This window comes from Nocardia sp. CA-107356 (genome assembly GCF_050946365.1).
Lineage (GTDB): Bacteria > Actinomycetota > Actinomycetes > Mycobacteriales > Mycobacteriaceae > Nocardia.
In genome coordinates this window covers 341,961-358,846 of sequence record NZ_CP191992.1, presented here as the reverse complement: position 1 = coordinate 358,846, position 16,886 = coordinate 341,961, and the positions used below count along the sequence as shown (strand labels likewise).

Genomic DNA, 16,886 nt, shown 5'->3' with positions numbered 1-16,886 from the left:
ACGACCGAGCGGATGTGTTTGCGCGGGTTCAGGTTTGCGGCGGCCGGCGGCTCCACGTTCATGCCGTCGGGCGCTTCCACTTCGACAAGCCGGGTCATGAACTCCGGATCAGCGCGGTACGCATACCTCGTTCAGCGCAGCACGCAGGAGGTCGGTGTAGGTGTCGATATCCGGCAGCACGGCGGTGTTGGCATGGACCGAGACGGTGACCGTGTCACCGAGGCCGTGGACACCGTGGGTCAGGTGCATGACCGAACCGATCGCCGGAAATCCGCCGGTGAAGCGAACGGATGCGCCCCCGAAGGTCAGATCGGCGGGGCCGCGGTGGACGCTCGAGACCACGGTGTGTCCGGCGATCGAGTCGGGGACGGTATCGATCGGATAGCGGTCGACGTCGCGACGCAATAGCGGGGCGGGGGTGACCGCGGTGACGCGGTCCTGTGCTGTCAGCAGTGGATGGTGGGCTCGGATGCGGCGGTCGGCGAGCGCCGCGGCGATCCTATCCGCGCGAGCCAGTGGCTCCGGTTCATCGATGAACAGTTCGACGCCGAGGCTGCGATAGTTGTTGCGGGCCGCTATCCGGTTGCCGGACAACGCCATCGGCACCTGGGCTCCGAGTCGGTCCACCTGCTCACCCCGCGCCGTCAGGTAGCGATCGAGCGCGATGGAGACGGCGGTCAGCGCGACCACTGTCACGGTATGCCCCGGGATCCGCATCCGCACGGCGTCGCAGATGATCATCCGCACCTGATGGGCGTCATATGGCCGATTGCCGTGCAGCGCGCCCGGCCGGTTCACCGGACTCGGCGCGAACCCGGGTCCCGGCTCCGGAATCTTTCCCGCAGTGGTCAATTCGGCCAGTTCGCGCTGTGCCAGGAAGGCGTGGTAGCCCAGGACCGCCGTGCGTGCGATGCGCAGCGGCATCCGCAACAGCGCCAGCGCCGAATCCACGTGTATGGCGCTCACCGGCGCCAATTCCCTTGCCGCAGTGCCGATTCGTCGACCGCGGACGCCCAGCGCCGCAGCAATCGAATCGCGCGCCGCAGCAGCCGGCTCGACCGGATCGGATTCGGCGAACAACGCCCTGGCGATCTCGGTCCCGCGCCGCCCATCGGCCAGCGCATGCGACAGCTGCAGCACGACCACCATCGCCGGTCCCGGCCCGCCCCGCGGCGCGCCGTCTATTCCGCGGAACACGTGCAATCGCCACGGACGCACCGCCGCGTCCACACCGGTACCGAGCAGTTTGCCCACTGCTGTGCACACACCCGGCCAATTCGCTTCCGGAAGGAAATGTTCCACAAATTGCTCGGCACGGAAATCGCACCGAACCCAGGACGGATAGTCCAGATCGCGCGGCAGCTCGTGTAGCCGGACGCGCAGATCGGCAATGCGTGCACTGCGCCGCGCGACGAACTCGCGCAGTTCCACGCTGGGCCGCCCGGAATCGTCGAAGCAATAGAGTAAGAACAGGTCATTGCGCGTGCGGCTCGACAGCCAGTACATCGTCGCGTCCTGGGCTGCCAACGTACTCACGGCTCGACGATATGGCACCGGTTACCGGGGGCGGCGGGCAGCACCGGCAAGAACTGAATGATCTTGTTCCACACTGCGGTGTTCAACATTGCCTCGGAGAAAGCTATCGATTCCCGCCCGATCCCCTGCTACCGTCTGTAGTAGAACACATACCACCACTCACCCAGTGCGGGGGTGTCGGCCATGGCTATTGATGTAGGTCGCAAGGTAGGCGAACAAGCCCACGCCTTCGACGAGCGATATCAGGCCGCGAGGTTCGTCAAGCGGTCGATCAACAAGGTGTTCCCGACCCACTGGTCGTTCCTACTCGGCGAGATCGCGCTCTACAGCTTCATCATCCTGGTGCTGTCCGGCACCTATCTGACGCTGTACTTCGATCCCTCGATGGCCGAAGTGGTCTACAACGGCGCCTACCAGCCGCTGCGCGGGGTGACCATGACGCGCGCCTACGAGACGGCGCTGAACATCTCCTTCGAGGTCCGCGGCGGTCTGTTCGTACGCCAGGTACACCATTGGGCCGCACTGCTTTTCGCGGCCTCGATCATCGTGCACCTATTCCGCATCTTCTTCACCGGCGGGTTCCGCAAGCCGCGCGAACTCAACTGGGTACTCGGCTCGCTGCTGCTGATCCTGGCGATGTTCGAGGGGTACTTCGGCTATTCGCTGCCGGACGACCTGCTCTCCGGTACCGGCCTGCGGGCGGCGTTCTCGTCCATCACCCTCGGCATCCCGATCATCGGCACCTGGATGCACTGGCTGATGTTCGGCGGCGACTATCCGGGCGAGATCATCATTCCGCGCCTGTTCATCGCGCACGTGCTGCTGTTCCCCGGCATTATGCTCGCGCTGATCGCCGCGCATATCGCGCTGGTCTGGTATCAGAAGCACACCCAGTTCCCCGGTCCGGGCCGTACCGAACGCAATGTGATCGGCACCCGAATCGTGCCGGTGTTCTCGCTGGATCAAGGCGCGTTCTTCGCGTTCACCCTCGCTGTCGTCGCGATCATGGGCGGCCTGTTGCAGATCAACCCGATCTGGGCATTCGGCCCCTACAACCCGGCCGAGATATCCGCAGGCACCCAGCCGGACTTCTACATGATGTGGACCGACGGGATGATGCGCCTGATCCCACCCTGGGAGCTGTATCCGGGCCGCTATACCGTGCCCGCACCGTTCTGGGGTGCGCTGATCATGGGTTTGGTGTTCACGGTGCTGATCGCATATCCATGGATCGAACGCCGCCTGACCGGGGACACCGCGCACCACAATCTGCTGCAGCGCCCACGTGACGTACCGGTACGCACCGCGATCGGCGCGATGGCGATCACCTTCTACGTGGTGCTGACGCTGTCCTGCGTGAACGACATCATCGCCTACAAATTCCAGGTCTCACTGAATGCGACCACCTGGGTCGGCCGGATCGGCATTCTGACCCTGCCGGCGCTGGCCTACTACGCGGCCTACCGCATCTGCCTCGGCCTGCAGCGCAGCGACCGGGCGGTACTGGAGCACGGCATCGAGACCGGCATCATCCGGCGACTACCGGACGGTGAGTACATCGAGATCCACCAGCCGCTGGGTCCGGTCGACGAGCACGGTCACCCGATTCCGTTGGCGTACCAGGGCGCACCGGTGCCGAAGAAGATGAACCAGCTGGGTTCGGCGGGTAAGCCGGGCACCGGCGGATTCTTCCGCCCCGACCCGTGGCAGGAGTCCCGGAGCAACCTGGCGGCCGAGCATGAGGAAGAGCGCAAGCAGCTCGCTGTCCTACGCGCCGCCCAGGATCAGGGCGACGGCCGAGGCGGCAACGGACAGGGTCATTGAGAACGGGCCACCAAGAACAATGCTCCTGATGACCCGCGAAGGCCCCGAGTCCGTGCCGACCCGGGGCCCGTGCTGATTGGTTCAGACGTGACTGTTCTTCAGGCGCGTCCGAACTCCCCCTGTGACACTCCTGTTAGGAATGCGTCCCACTCGCCCGGCGCGAACGCCAACAGCGGACCATTGCCGTTGTCCTTGGTGTCGCGTACCGCCACATTGCCGTCGACGAGAAAAGCGACTTCCACGCAGTTCCCGTCGGGGCCACTGTGTGTGCTCTTGCGCCACACAGCGCCCGTAAAGTCAACCTCCACGGCACTAGCTCCTTTGCTGCGTCGAGAACGAGATTATTCTTCTGACATCGTTCTAACTAGCACCGGCATCCGGCGCGGAACGCCGAATCCCGCGGTGCGCCTTGCCAAAGCGCGCGACTTTCACGGTGCGTCGTGATCGCAATGCTCTTCGAGGCGATTTATCCTCGCGGGGTCGCCCCCGCGCGCTAAACACTAGCAGGTTCAACGAGAATTTGCCGATCTCTTGCTCATTCAACCATCGCATTTGCCAATCTTGCGAAGATAGAAAGTTGCGGAGGCATTGCCGGTAGATGACATTCATTCCTATGTTTGCTGGGCAGCAAACTTTTTGCGGATGTGATTGCTCCGTGATCCGTCAATAAATCCGGGTCGGTCCCGATCGTGTGGACGCCCGCGGCATCGACCGTGGATGATGGGCCGCATGGTCGAACGCCACCGCGACGAGGCAGGTCGCGCCCGCAATCCCCGCCCACGCGACCGGTTCGGGCGACCGATGCCGGTCGGCAGCGTCGGGGTGCCGCGAATTCCGGATGATCTGAATTTGCCACCCCAGCAAACCCTTTCGTACGCCCAGCAACTGCTCGATGACGGTCTGGCATTCAACGCACACGAGGTATTGGAGGCCGCGTGGAAGAACGGACCGTTCGCCGAAAGGATGCTGTGGCAGGGACTCGCGCAATATGCGGTCGGACTCACCCACATCCAGCGGGAGAATCCGAAAGGCGCGCGCACGCTGCTCACCCGTGCGGTAACGCGGCTGCGCGCCTACGCACCGGATCCGGGTACCCCGGTGCCATACGGGATCGACCGCGTCGGTCTGATCGCACACGCCGAGACGCTATTGGCCGCGCTGGAGCGCGGTACACCGATTCCCGAGGACCGGCTCAAGCCGCACCTGCGGATCCGTTGACCGAGGCCGCAGCCCCTACCATGGCAAACGTGCCCGCAACCACCAGAACTCCAGCAGGCAGGTATGCGCCGAGCCCATCCGGCGATCTGCACGTCGGAAACCTGCGCACGGCCGTGCTGGCCTGGTTGTTCGCGCGGTCGACCGGACGACGCTTCGTTATCCGCATCGATGATCTGGATCGGGTGCGGCCGGGCGCCGAACAGCGTCAGTTGGCGGATCTCGCCGCGATCGGACTGGACTGGGACGGCCCGGTTGTTCGGCAAAGCGACCGGCTACCCCACTACGCGGCGGCCATCGATCGGCTCACGGCCGCCGGACTCACCTACGAGTGCTATTGCACCCGAAGGGAAATCCAGCAGGCCGCGACCGCACCGCACGGACCGGTCGGCCACTACCCGGGCACCTGCCGCGATCTGACCGAGGCCGAGCGGGCCGCGCATCACGCCGACGGTCGCCAGGCCGCGCTGCGTTTGCGCAGCCGGACAAGCGAATTCGAGATCGTCGACGAATTACACCGGCGCTACCGTGGCCCGGTCGACGATGTCGTGCTGCGGCGTGGCGACGGAATTCCGGCATACAACCTGGCCGTCGTCGTCGACGATGCCGAACAGGGTATCGATCAGGTGGTCCGTGGCGACGATCTGCTGCCGTCGACACCGCGCCAGGCCTACCTCGCGACCCTGCTCGACCTCCCGGTTCCGCGGTACGCGCACGTCCCGCTGGTATTGAATATGGCAGGCAAGCGGCTGGCCAAACGCGATGGCGCGGTAACACTCGCCGACCAACTCGCCCTTGGCAATACACCCGAGCGGGTGGCGGCGGCGCTGGCCTGTTCACTCGGCCTTCCCCCGGTGTCGCCCGCAGAGCTGCTCGACGGATTCGACCCGGCCCATCTGCCCGAGGAACCGTGGATACTCGACGAGAATGGGTTGTTGCAACCCGCGCGATGTCCGTAACGTACGCAATCGACCGATCTCCTGATCACTGACGAGGACACACATATGACAAGCGGTGGGTACGACCCCAACCAATATCCGCAAGGCGGGCAGCCGTATGGGCAGCAGTACCCGCAGGGCGGCCAGCAGTACCCGCAGGGGCAGCCACCCCAGTACGGGCAACAGCCGCCGCAGTACGGCCAGCAGCCGCCGCAGTACGGACAACAACCCCAATACGGTCAGCAGCCGCAATACGGTCAGCAGCCGCAAGATCCCTACGGCCAGCAGCCCTACCCGCAGCAGTACGGTGAATACGGCCAGCAGGGCCCCGGTGCGGGCCAGCCGGGTGAGCTGCTGCCCCGCTTCGGCGCCAGGTTCATCGATGGGCTGATCGTCGGCATCCCGGCATACATCATCGACCTCATCCTGTCGAAGATCGGGATCATCGGCTCGATCCTCGGCTTCATCGTGGTCATCGCGGCCCCCATCGCGTACTTCGTGCTGATGGAGACCAATATGGGGACCACGCTGGGCAAGAAGATCCTCGGCCTGCGCGTCGTGGCACCCGGTGGCGCCGCCAAGATCACGCCGGAAGTTTCGTTCAAGCGCAACCTCTACCTGATCGCCAACATCATTCCGTGCCTCGGCCAGCTGGTCGCGATCGGCATGGCGATCTACATCGCGGTGACCATCGAGCAGGACCCGAACAAGCAGGGCTGGCACGATAAGTTCGCGGGCGGCACCCAGGTCGTCAAGGCCTGATCCGCAGATCCGAAGAACAGGGGCGCTCCCGGCTCGGGAGCGCCCCTGTTTTCTATTGCGGCACAGACTTTTTCGACTACCGCTAGGTCGAAGACAGCGCGATATTGAATATCAGCCAGACGATGCCGAGCACGATGCCACCGGCACCGACCCAGATGCCGGCCAGCGCCAGACCGCGCCCCTCCTGCCCGCGTTCCTTGATCTGATTCAGCGCGATGATTCCCAGCACGATCCCGACGATCGAACCGATGCAGGTGCACAGCCCGACCAACGAGGCGACCAGCGAACCGATCGCGAGCCCGTTGGTGCCCTGCGCCTGCTGCGGGTACCCGTACGGCTGATACGCGTTCGGGTAGGCCGGCGTCTGCGGGTACGGCTGCTGCGCACCGGCGACCGGCTGCTGCGGGTAGCTCGGATACTGCGGCGGCGTCGGCTGCGGCGCTGGCTGCTGCGGGTACTGCGGCGCGGAAGGATACTGTGGAACCGATCCGGGCGGCGGGGTCTCCGGATACTGCGGTACCGACCCCTGGGCGCCACCCTCCGGCGACACACCTTCGCCGCCGTACTGCTTCCACCACTCGTCGGAATCGCCGGGATTCGTCATTGGTACAGCCTATTGCACAACCTGGTTGGATGAAGCGCGTGAGTGAGTCCAAGACAGTTGAAGAACACCCAGGATCTGGGGGCCCCGCGGCGGCCCACGCGGCATTCGCCGTCGCCGCGCGGGGCTACTACACGCCCGTCGTCGCGCTGTTCACCGCGACACTGATCATCTCGAATATCTGCGCCACCAAGGGCGTCCAGTTCTTCACCGATCATTCGGTGAAGCTCGGGCCCATCGAGGTCCTACCGATCTCCACCGATGGCGCCTGGTTCCTATTCCCCCTCGCCTACATCATCGGCGACGTGCTCAGTGAGGTTTACGGCTTCAAGGCCGCCCGCCGGGCCATCTACTACGGTTTCGCCATCCTGCTGCTCACGGTCGTCTGCTTCACGATCGCCATCGAGCTGCCCGCCGCGACCTTCTACGACAATCAGGAAGCCTTCCGGTCCGTTATCGGCACCACGCCGCAGCTGGTCGCCGCCGGACTGTCCGGATACTTCGTCGGCGAAATGCTCAATTCCGCGACGCTGGTGCTGATCAAGGAGAAGACCAAGGAAAAGCACCTCTGGGCCCGGTTGATCGGCTCCACGGTGGTCGGCGAATTCGGTGACACACTGATCTTCTGCTCGATCGCGGCCACCGCCATCGGTATCGATAGCTGGGGACAGTTCGTGAACTATGTGATCGTCGGATTCATCTGGAAGACGCTCGCCGAGGTCATCGTGCTGCCGATCACCTACCGGGTGATCGCCTTCCTCAAGAAGCACGAGCCGAGCTACGCGCCGCGCGAAACTCCCGCGCTACTCAACTGATTCCGGTGATGCCGCAGTTCCGCTCGGGACGCAACCCCGACGGAGCGAGTCTTACGCGAGGAGTTCGTGGCCGTCTCGCGACCGAGCCGTCGAAGCACAGGCGCCGCAGGCGCGAGTCTCGACGGCTCGGACGCGAGACACCGGGGGCCGCGCGCGCCGCAGGCGCGGCACATCAGACAGGGCTGCGGCCCTTCCAGCGGGCCAGAGTTTCGGCCTTGTAGTCGTTGAAGTAACCGCCATCGATGCTCTCGCGGATCCGGTCGACGAGCCGAATCGTGTAGCGCTCGTTGTGGATCGTGCACAGCGTGGAGGCGAGCATCTCCTTGGCCTTGAACAGGTGGTGAATATAGGCCCGGGTGTAGTTGGCGCAGGTATAACAGTCGCAGGTGTCGTCGATCGGGTTGAAGTCTCGGCGGAAGCGGGCGGTATTGATATTGAATCTGCCTTCGGCGACATAGATCGCCGCATTGCGCGCAACCCGGGACGGGTTCACGCAGTCGAAGGTGTCCGCGCCGTTCTCCACCGCGACGAAGATGTCCTCGGGCTCGCTGATGCCGAGCATATGGCGCGGCTTGTCCTCGGGCAGTTCGTCACAGCACCAGCCGACAATGGTGCCCAGGTTGTGCTTCTCCAGCGCGCCACCGATGCCGTAGCCGTCGAAACCCGTTCCGGCACTGCCCCGAATCGATTCCAGTTCCCGACATGCCTTGCGGCGCAGGTCTTCGTACTGTGCACCCTGGATCACCGCGAACAGCGCCTGGTACGGGCGGTGCGCGCGCGCGGCGCTCAGCCGTTCGTGCTCATCGATGCAGCGCTGCGCCCATTCGTGCGTGCGCTGTAGCGATTTCTCCTGGTAGGCACGGGTATTGAGCAGGGTGGTCAGCTCGTCGAAGGCGAACATGATGTCCGCGCCGAGCCGATGCTGTATGCCCATCGAAACCTCCGGCGTGAACCGGTGTTTCGAACCGTCCAGATGGGAGCGGAAGGTGACGCCGTCGTCGTCGACGGTGGCCAGGCGCTCCTTGCCCTTGGCGATCACATCGTCGCTTCGGACGTCGACCGCTTCCATGGCCAGTACCTTCTTGAAACCGACACCGAGCGACATCACCTGGAAGCCGCCGCTGTCGGTGAAGGTCGGGCCCGGCCAGTTCATGAACTTGCTCAGTCCACCCGCCTCGTCCACGATGTCCGAACCCGGCTGCAGATAGAGGTGGTAGGCATTGGCCAGCAGCGCCTGGGCGCCGAGTTCCCGCATGGTCTCCGGCAGCACGGCCTTCACCGTCGCCTTGGTGCCGACCGGGATGAACGCGGGTGTGGCGATATCGCCGTGCGGTGTGCTGATCACACCCGTTCGACCGTGCCGCCCAGCCAAGCGGGCGCCGACGGTGAACGAGAAAGCTCCAGGATCAGCCACGCCGTCCATCTTCTCAGGCACCGCGCCGTGCCCCACACCACATCCGAATCCCGCACCGTCCGCCTGCACGCAAACGCCCTCGACCAGCGTCAATGGCTATTCCAGTGCTGTCACACAACCACTGAGCGTCACGCACAAGGCACACGTTGTGCGCGATAGCTATTCGCTATCCGACAGCGCTGTCCCTGGCCGCCGACGGGTGGTCCGGTCAGGCGTCGGCGGCCGCGGCGGCGAACTGAGCGTTGTACAGGCGGTAGTACGCGCCGCGCTCCTCCAGCAAACGCTCATGGGTGCCGTGCTCGACAATGCGGCCCGACTCCATGACGACGATCAGATCCGCGTCGCGGATGGTGGAAAGGCGGTGCGCGATCACGAAGCTGGTGCGGTCGCGGCGCAGGGCCGCGGTGGCGTGCTGGACCAGCGCCTCGGTGCGGGTGTCGACCGAACTGGTCGCCTCATCGAGGACCAGGATGGACGGCTTCGCCAGGAAGGCGCGGGCAATGGTGATCAGCTGCTTCTCGCCCGCGCTGACCCCCGATCCCTCCTCGTCGATGATCGTGTCGTAACCGTGCGGCAGCGCGTGGACGAAACGGTCGACATAGGCGGCGCGAGCGGCGTCGAGGATATCCGCCTGGCTCGCATTCGGATTGCCGTAGGCAATGTTCTCCCGAATGGTGCCCTTGAACAGCCAGGTGTCCTGCAGCACCATGCCGATCCGCGACCGCAGGTGATCTCGGGTGATCTCGGTGATATCGACCCCGTCGATGGTGATGGTGCCCGCATCGAGTTCGTAGAACCGCAGCAGCAGATTCACCAGTGTGGTCTTGCCCGCACCGGTCGGGCCGACGATGGCGATCACGTGCCCCGGCTCGGCGACCAGCGACAGCCGCTCGATGACCGGCGTCTCCGGTTCGTAGCGGAATGAGACCGCCTCGAATTCGACTCGGCCGCGATCGACCGGACGGGTGTTGGCCATGACCGGATCCGGCGACTGTTCTTCGGCGTCGAGGATCTCGAAGATCCGCTCGGCCGACGCGACACCGGATTGCAGCAGGTTGGCCATGGCACCGATTTGGGTCAGCGGCTGGCTGAACTGCCGGGAGTACTGGATGAACGCCTGCACCTCGCCGAGCGACAGATTGCCCGTCGCCACCCGCAGACCGCCGACCAGTGCCACCAGCACGAAGTTCACATTCCCGAGGAACATGATCGCGGGCATGATCAGCCCGGAGATGAACTGCGCCTTGAAGCTCGATTCGTAGAGGTCGCTGTTGCGCTTATCGAATTCCTCGCCGACCTCGCGGTTGCGGCCGAATGCGGTAACCACCTCGTGCCCGGTGAAGGCCTCCTCGACCTGGGCGTTCACCATGCCGGTGTACTTCCACTGGTTCACGAAGTGCGGTTTGGAGCGCTTGGCGATCTGCGCGGTGACCACGATGGCGGCGGGCACCGTGAGCAGGGCGATCACCGCGAGCAGCGGTGAGATCCAGAACATCATGATCAGGATGCCGAGCACCGAGAAGACCGAAAGGAGCAGCTGGCTCATGGTCTGCTGCAGGCTCTGCGAGACATTGTCGACATCGTTGGTCACGCGGCTGAGCAGGTCACCGCGCGGCGTGGAATCGAAGTAGCGCAACGGAAGTCGGTGGATCTTGTCCTCGACGTCGCTGCGCAGCCGCTTCACCGTGCGGTTGATGACGATATTGAGCAGGAACGATTGCAGCCAGCTGAAGACCGACGCGCCGATATAGAGCAGCAACACCAGCATGAGAATCCGACCGACCGCGCCGAAGTCGACACCGACGCCCGGAGTGACATCCATCGCGCCGAGCATGTCGGCGAAGGTGTTGTTGCCCGAGGCACGCGCGTGCTGGATCGCCTCTTCTTTGGTGATCCCGCTCGGCAGCCCACGGCCGACCACACCGTCGAAGACCAAGTTGGTGGCCTTGCCGAGGATGTACGGGCCGAGCGTATTCAGCAGCACCGAGATAATGGCCAGCCCGACGATCGCGCCGACATACATGCGCTCGGGTACCAGCCTGCGCAACAGTCGCTTCAGCGACGGACCGAATGACTTCGCCTTCGCATCCGGCGCACCGGGATTCACCGCTCCGGGTCTCATCGGCTCTCCTCCTGCCGGGCGCGATGCCCGTCCCCGGTCGGATCGGGCGGCGATCCGATGCGCTTGAGGAGGGCGACTCCCGCGACCTCCTCGGCGCCGAGCTGCGAGGCGACGATCTCCTGGTACTCCGCGCAATCGCGCATCAACTGCTCATGGGTGCCGATCCCGGCCATCGCACCGTCCTCGAGCACCACGATCTGATCGGCGTCGCGGATGGTGGTAACCCGTTGCGCCACAATGATCACCGAGGCGTCCCTGGTCTCCGGCCGCAGGGCCGCGCGTAGTCGGGCATCGGTGGCGACGTCCAGTGCGGAGAACGAATCGTCGAACAGATAGACCCGCGGCTTCTTCACCAACGCCCGAGCGATGGCCAACCGCTGGCGCTGTCCGCCCGAAACGGTGGTGCCGCCCTGCGCGACCGGGGTCTCGAGGCCCTGCGGCATATCGCGCACGAAGTCGGCGGCCTGGGCGATCTCCAGACATCGCCACAGGTCCTCGTCGGTCGCATGCGGATTGCCGTAGCGCAGGTTGCTCGCCACGGTTCCGGAGAACAGGTACGCCTTCTGCGGCACCAGGCCGATCTGTTCGCGCAGCAGCTCGAGGTCGATATGGCGGACATCGGTGCCGCCGATGTAGATCGCACCGTCGGTGACGTCGATGAGCCGGGGAATCAGATTGAGCAGCGTCGTTTTGCCCGCGCCGGTGGATCCGACAATGGCCGTGGTCGTGCCCGGTTCGACCTGGAACCGGATGGCCGAGAGCACCGGCTTCTCCGCGCCGGGATAAGCGAATTCGGTGAATTGCAGATCGACGAGCGCCGGATCGCCCTTGAACGGCTGCGGCAGCCGCGGCGGGGCCACCGACGTCTCGGTATCGAGCACCTCACCGATCCGGTCGGCCGATACGGCCGCGCGCGGCGCCATCATGGCCAGGAACGAGGCCATCATGACGGCCATCAGGATCTGCATGATGTAGGAGAGCATCGCGGTGAGCGCGCCGATCTGCATCTGGTTGTCGTTGATCAGATGCCCGCCGAACCAGATCACCGCGACGGCGGTGACATTGCTGATCAGCATGACCAGGGGGAACATCAGCGCCATCAACCGGCCGACCCGCAGTGCGGCATCGGTGAGTTCGGAGTTGGCCACCCCGAAGCGCCAGGTCTCCTGGCGCTCGCGCACGAATGCGCGCACCACCCGGATACCGGTGATCTGCTCGCGCAGTACGCGATTGACCTCATCGATCCGGTGCTGCATATCGCGGAAGCCGGGCACCATCTTCGCCACGATGGCACCCATCGAAATGGCCAGCGCGGGCACCGCGATCAGCAGCAGCCAGGACAGCCCGAGGTCCTCGCGCAACGACATGAATATGCCGCCGACACACATGATCGGCGCCATCACCAGGATGGTCGCCGACATCACGATGAGCAGCTGAACCTGCTGAATATCGTTGGTATTGCGGGTGATCAGCGACGGTGCGCCGAACATGCCGACCTCGCGGGCGGAAAAGGTGCCGACCCGGTGCAGCACAGCCCCGCGCAGATCCCGGCCCGCGCCCATGGCGGCCTGCGCGCCGAGGTAGACCGAGCAGGCGGACGCGACGATCTGCACACCGGAGACCGCGAGCATCCACAGACCGGTGGTCCAGATGTAGCCGATATCGCCCTTGGTGACGCCCTTGTCGATCAGGTGGGCGTTCAAGGTCGGCAGGTACAGCACAGCGATGACGGCGATCAGTTGTAGGCCGACGACCCCCGCCAATTGCGCCCGATAAGGGGCTAGATAAGTGCGAAGCAGTCTGATCAGCATGATGAAAAGGAGGCTACCGGGAAACCCGGATATCCGTCGCGAGGTTTCCTGACCAGCACCGATGCCCTGGATTCCGGCCCATCACCAGCAAAGTGAAACAGTGTGCGCCCGCGAGCCCTTCGGCCTGCGTGACTCGATTCGAACTATCGCCGAGACCAGGCACCGGGATCCTCGGTCAGCGCCTCGACGAAACCCGGGAGCCGGTTCTGCGCGATGTCGTCGATGGAGACATTCTCCAGTACCGCACGAATATTCACCCGCAGTGCGATCCACACGCGCTGCAACGGCTCGGCCGCACCCGGATACCGCACATCCTCCGGACGCTCGCCGCGCACCGAGGCCAGCGGGCCCTCGATCGCGCGGATCACATCGGCGATGGAGATCTGCGCGGCCGGGCGGGCCAGCCAGTATCCGCCGTCCGGGCCGCGCCTACTGGTCACCAGATCAGCTCTGCGCAGTTCGGCGAGTACGGTTTCGAGCACCTTGGGCGGGATGTGCTGCGCGGTCGAAATCGCCTCCGCCTTCACCACCGGCGCGACCTGCACGGCGGTCGCGCCGATCACGGCATTGTCGGTCTTCGGTGCGCGGGCGATTTCCAACAAGGTCCGCACCGCGTAATCGACCCTCGCGGTGATGTGCACTGCGGCTACTCCCTGGCCTATTAGGTGTGCGAACGAATCTACGCGGTGTGACAGCCGGTCAGCACACAGGTGGCCGCATCGAGCAGCGTGCGTTCCACCACCGAATCCTCGACGCCGGGCACCAGTTCGGTGGACAGCAGCGCCACGCCGAGCACCTCGAGCGCGGCACTGGCGCGGAGTTTGGCCACATCGTCGGCGTCGGGTCCGGCGAGCCATTCGCGCAGCACCCGGCTGGAATCCATGAGATCCGGGTAGCGGTCGGCCATCACATTGATGATCGCGACGGTGTCGCGGACACACAGCGCACCGGCGTCGCGGTGGCGAATCATGCCGCGCAAATAGGTGCGCAGAACGGCGCGCACCCCTTCCGCATCGTGCGGGACCGCATCGATATCCTCGGTCACCGCGCGCAGGTGATCGATGATCGGATCGACGATCGCCAGGAGCAGATCGAGCTTCGAGGCGTAGTGATAGTAGAGCGAAGCCTTTGTGATTCCTACCGCATCTGCGACTTCGCGCAGGCTCGTCTGCTCGAATCCCTTGGCGCCGAATAGCTTCACCGCGGCATCGCGAATTGCCAGTTTTGTGCCGCCACCTGCGACAACAGTGTCGCTTGCGTCGCGAACAGTCATGGGATGATCCTCTCATCGCTCCTGCGCTGAGCTAACGTTGCCACCAGAATTGAGGTTGTACCTCCGCTTAGCTCCTAGGTAGTCTACCTACCGCACGGTAGGCAGAAAGCGTCAATTGGAGGCGGGGTACAGCAGGGCAACCCCGCGGAGTGCTGTCTACGTGCCCGAACCAGCACGTACCCAGCCATCACGCGCGACTGCTTTGCCGGTCGCTCGCAAAGGTCCGCTTAGGAGACCCCTCGTGTCCGTTTATCTCTATAGATGGGGAAAGTTCGCTTTCCGAAGAAAATGGATAGTGCTTCCGGTCTGGCTTGTCCTGTTCCTGCTGCTCGGCGGTCTCGGCGCGCAGCTGAAGGAGCCGATGACCAATGACTTCAGCATGCCGGAGCTGCCGTCCGCGCGTGCCAATGACATTCTCGACAAGCACTTTCCCGGCGCCTCGGACGCATTCAAGTTCGACGCCGTCACCGGAACCTATGTCATCGCCGCGCCCGAAGGTCAGAAGCTGACCGATCCGGCGAACCGTGCGTCGCTGGACGCGTTCATCGCCGAACTCGGCACGCTCGACATCGTCGACCACAGCAAGCCGGTGATGAATCCCATCGAGGCCGCGGAGAAGTCGGGCTGCATCGCGGATCCGGACCCATCCAAGTGCAGCGGCGCACCGTTGAACGTGCTGAGCAAGACCGATCCGGATTCGGTCGCCTTCTTCAGCGTCCCGTTCGCCATCAAGAAGTTCACCGACGTCACCGACGCGCAGCGCGAGGCGGCCTACAACGTCGCGAGCGACGCCCGCAACGCCGGGCTGCAGGTGGAGATGAGCGGTTCGATCGCGCAGAAGAACGAGGGGCCCAGCGGTAAGTCCGAGCAGATCGGCATGGGTATCGCGCTGATCGTCATGATCATCGCGTTCGGCGCCATCGTGGCCGCCTTCGTGCCGATCATCACCGCGATCATCGGCCTCGGCGCGGCCACCTCGCTGATCTTCCTCGGCACCTCGATCATCGAGGTGCCCAGCTTCACGACCTTCCTCGCGTCCATGATCGGCATCGCCCTGTCGATCGACTACGCGTTGTTCATCGTGTCGCGCTACAAACATGAACTGGCAGTGCAGGATTCGCCGGAAGAGGCGGCCGGAACCGCACTCGGCACAGCGGGTTCCGCGGTGGTGTTCGCCGGTCTGACCGTCATCATCGCCCTCGGCGGCCTCAGCATCGTCGGCGTGCAGTTCATGACGTTCATGGGTCTGGGTGGTGCGATCGCCGCCGGATTCGCGGTGCTCACCGCCATCACGCTGATGCCAGCGCTGCTCGGTGCGTTCGGCCGATTCCTGTTCAAGCCGAAGCTGCCGATCGTCGCCCAGCACGATCCCGAGGACGATAAGTCGGTCACCAACGGTATGCGCTTCGGCCGCCTGATCGGCAAGGCGCCCGCGGTGACCCTGCTGCTCAGCGTGGTCGTGCTCGGCCTACTCGCCGCACCGGCCGCCGGCCTGAACCTGGGCCTGCCCGGCGACGACAGCCAGCCGAAGACCTCCACCATCCGCAAGGCCTACGAGCTGCGCACCGAGGGCTTCGGCGAGGGCAGCAACGGCGTACTGAACGTCGCGGTCGACCTCACCAAGGTGCCCGCCGAGCGCCGCGAGGCCGCCGTCGACGCGCTGCGATCCAAGCTCGCGTCCTACTCGGGCATGGATTACGTGACCGAGCCGAAGTGGAGTGGCGAGGACAAGGCCGGTGCGCTGCTCGACGGCGTGCCGAAGTCGGGCCCGAACAACCAGGCAACCAAGGATCTGGTCAGTGACGCCCGCGAGGCCGAAGCACAGATGCAGACCGAGTACGGCATCGAATACGGCATCACCGGCACCACGGCGATCTTCGCCGATGTCGACCACGTGCTGCTCAGCAAGATCGTGCCGTATCTGGCAATCGTGGCCGGTGCCGCGTTCCTGCTGCTGATCCTGGTGTTCCGCTCGATCCTGGTACCGCTCACCGCGGCACTCGGGTTCCTGCTGTCCATGGCGGCCACCTTCGGTGCGACCGTGCTGATCTTCCAGCAGGGCAAGCTCGGCCTGATCGAGGATCCGCATCCGCTGGTCAGCTTCCTGCCGATCATGCTGATCGGTCTGGTGTTCGGCCTGGCCATGGATTACCAGGTGTTCCTGGTGACCCGGATGCGCGAGGAGTTCGTCAACGGCAAGTCGCCGAAGGAGGCGATGGTCGCCGGTTATCACCACGGCGCCCGGGTCGTCACCTCGGCCGCGGTCATCATGATCTCGGTATTCGGTTCGTTCCTGCTGGAAACCGATGTCACGGCGAAGTCGTTCGGCTTCGCGCTGGCGGCGGGTGTGCTGATCGACGCGTTCATCGTCCGGATGGTCGTGATCCCGTCGCTGCTGGTGCTGATGGGCAAGTGGTCCTGGTGGATTCCGAAGTGGCTGGACCGGATCCTGCCGGATATCGACGTCGAGGGCGCGAAGCTGCGTGAGCTGCAGCAGCGGTCCGCGGAGACGGTGAAGGTGCCGGTCGGCGTCAGCTGATCGGAGTTGATCGACCGCTCGGCCCCGCACCCGGAT

Annotated in this window: 13 protein-coding genes and 1 pseudogene; 6 read left to right on the top strand and 8 right to left on the bottom strand. The window is 64.7% G+C overall.

What is annotated here, in order from left to right; all coding sequences use genetic code 11:
• Positions 1 to 108: 108 nt before the first annotated feature.
• Positions 109 to 1,536, bottom strand: a complete 1,428-nt coding sequence (locus ACQP1G_RS01645; RefSeq protein WP_433197661.1) for a wax ester/triacylglycerol synthase domain-containing protein — start codon at positions 1,534 to 1,536, stop codon at positions 109 to 111.
• Between the two features lie 183 nt (positions 1,537 to 1,719).
• Between ACQP1G_RS01645 and qcrB the strand changes: the two genes are divergently transcribed.
• A complete protein-coding gene (qcrB, locus tag ACQP1G_RS01640; protein WP_433197659.1) occupies positions 1,720 to 3,360 on the top strand; it encodes a cytochrome bc1 complex cytochrome b subunit in 1,641 nt (546 codons plus the stop codon).
• 98 nt (positions 3,361 to 3,458) lie between these two features.
• On the opposite strand, the gene ACQP1G_RS01635 is transcribed toward qcrB, so the two are convergent.
• On the bottom strand, positions 3,459 to 3,668 hold the full coding sequence (locus tag ACQP1G_RS01635) for a DUF397 domain-containing protein (RefSeq protein ID WP_433197657.1): 210 nt from the start codon (positions 3,666 to 3,668) through the stop codon (positions 3,459 to 3,461).
• 421 nt (positions 3,669 to 4,089) lie between these two features.
• Here ACQP1G_RS01635 and ACQP1G_RS01630 point away from each other — a divergent pair, with 421 nt between their 5' ends.
• Genes ACQP1G_RS01630 through ACQP1G_RS01620 form a run of 3 tightly spaced genes read left to right on the top strand, consistent with a single transcriptional unit; the run spans position 4,090 to position 6,275 of the window.
• Complete coding sequence (locus ACQP1G_RS01630) at positions 4,090 to 4,578, top strand: DUF309 domain-containing protein (protein WP_433197655.1); 489 nt, start codon at positions 4,090 to 4,092, stop codon at positions 4,576 to 4,578.
• Between the two features lie 20 nt (positions 4,579 to 4,598).
• Positions 4,599 to 5,534, top strand: coding sequence for a tRNA glutamyl-Q(34) synthetase GluQRS (gene gluQRS, locus ACQP1G_RS01625; RefSeq protein WP_433197653.1), 936 nt, complete (start codon positions 4,599 to 4,601; stop codon positions 5,532 to 5,534).
• A gap of 45 nt (positions 5,535 to 5,579) precedes the next feature.
• Positions 5,580 to 6,275: an RDD family protein gene (locus tag ACQP1G_RS01620; RefSeq protein ID WP_433197651.1), complete on the top strand. Its 696-nt coding sequence runs from the start codon at positions 5,580 to 5,582 to the stop codon at positions 6,273 to 6,275.
• Positions 6,276 to 6,357: 82 nt separating this feature from the next.
• Here ACQP1G_RS01620 and ACQP1G_RS01615 read toward each other — a convergent pair whose 3' ends face one another.
• Positions 6,358 to 6,879: a DUF4190 domain-containing protein gene (locus ACQP1G_RS01615; protein ID WP_433197649.1), complete on the bottom strand. Its 522-nt coding sequence runs from the start codon at positions 6,877 to 6,879 to the stop codon at positions 6,358 to 6,360.
• A 29-nt stretch (positions 6,880 to 6,908) separates the two neighbouring features.
• Between ACQP1G_RS01615 and ACQP1G_RS01610 the strand changes: the two genes are divergently transcribed.
• Positions 6,909 to 7,691 (top strand): queuosine precursor transporter, encoded by a 783-nt coding sequence (locus ACQP1G_RS01610; RefSeq protein ID WP_433197647.1) that lies wholly within the window; start codon positions 6,909 to 6,911, stop codon positions 7,689 to 7,691.
• A gap of 172 nt (positions 7,692 to 7,863) precedes the next feature.
• On the opposite strand, the gene tgt is transcribed toward ACQP1G_RS01610, so the two are convergent.
• The 5 genes and pseudogenes from tgt to ACQP1G_RS01585 all read right to left on the bottom strand — a co-directional run bounded on the left by tgt (position 7,864) and on the right by ACQP1G_RS01585 (position 14,311).
• Positions 7,864 to 9,105: a tRNA guanosine(34) transglycosylase Tgt gene (tgt, locus tag ACQP1G_RS01605; protein ID WP_433197645.1), complete on the bottom strand. Its 1,242-nt coding sequence runs from the start codon at positions 9,103 to 9,105 to the stop codon at positions 7,864 to 7,866.
• A gap of 208 nt (positions 9,106 to 9,313) precedes the next feature.
• On the bottom strand, positions 9,314 to 11,227 hold the full coding sequence (locus ACQP1G_RS01600) for an ABC transporter ATP-binding protein (protein WP_433197643.1): 1,914 nt from the start codon (positions 11,225 to 11,227) through the stop codon (positions 9,314 to 9,316).
• Positions 11,228 to 11,313: 86 nt separating this feature from the next.
• Positions 11,314 to 13,038 (bottom strand): annotated as a pseudogene (locus tag ACQP1G_RS01595) (ABC transporter ATP-binding protein); the annotation flags it as partial.
• A 143-nt stretch (positions 13,039 to 13,181) separates the two neighbouring features.
• Positions 13,182 to 13,679, bottom strand: a complete 498-nt coding sequence (locus tag ACQP1G_RS01590) for an RrF2 family transcriptional regulator (RefSeq protein WP_433197641.1) — start codon at positions 13,677 to 13,679, stop codon at positions 13,182 to 13,184.
• A 38-nt stretch (positions 13,680 to 13,717) separates the two neighbouring features.
• Positions 13,718 to 14,311: a TetR/AcrR family transcriptional regulator gene (locus tag ACQP1G_RS01585; RefSeq protein ID WP_433197639.1), complete on the bottom strand. Its 594-nt coding sequence runs from the start codon at positions 14,309 to 14,311 to the stop codon at positions 13,718 to 13,720.
• A gap of 241 nt (positions 14,312 to 14,552) precedes the next feature.
• Here ACQP1G_RS01585 and ACQP1G_RS01580 point away from each other — a divergent pair, with 241 nt between their 5' ends.
• Positions 14,553 to 16,850 (top strand): MMPL family transporter, encoded by a 2,298-nt coding sequence (locus ACQP1G_RS01580; protein ID WP_433197637.1) that lies wholly within the window; start codon positions 14,553 to 14,555, stop codon positions 16,848 to 16,850.
• Positions 16,851 to 16,886: the final 36 nt, after the last annotated feature.

Coding starts and splice junctions, on each gene's coding strand:
- ACQP1G_RS01610 (WP_433197647.1), top strand. CDS start 6,909: ATGAAGCGCGTGAGTGAGTCCAAGACAGTTGAAGAACACCCAGGATCT.
- qcrB (WP_433197659.1), top strand. CDS start 1,720: ATGGCTATTGATGTAGGTCGCAAGGTAGGCGAACAAGCCCACGCCTTC.
- ACQP1G_RS01630 (WP_433197655.1), top strand. CDS start 4,090: ATGGTCGAACGCCACCGCGACGAGGCAGGTCGCGCCCGCAATCCCCGC.
- gluQRS (WP_433197653.1), top strand. CDS start 4,599: ATGGCAAACGTGCCCGCAACCACCAGAACTCCAGCAGGCAGGTATGCG.
- ACQP1G_RS01615 (WP_433197649.1), bottom strand. CDS start 6,879: ATGACGAATCCCGGCGATTCCGACGAGTGGTGGAAGCAGTACGGCGGC.
- ACQP1G_RS01600 (WP_433197643.1), bottom strand. CDS start 11,227: ATGAGACCCGGAGCGGTGAATCCCGGTGCGCCGGATGCGAAGGCGAAG.
- ACQP1G_RS01620 (WP_433197651.1), top strand. CDS start 5,580: ATGACAAGCGGTGGGTACGACCCCAACCAATATCCGCAAGGCGGGCAG.
- ACQP1G_RS01585 (WP_433197639.1), bottom strand. CDS start 14,311: ATGACTGTTCGCGACGCAAGCGACACTGTTGTCGCAGGTGGCGGCACA.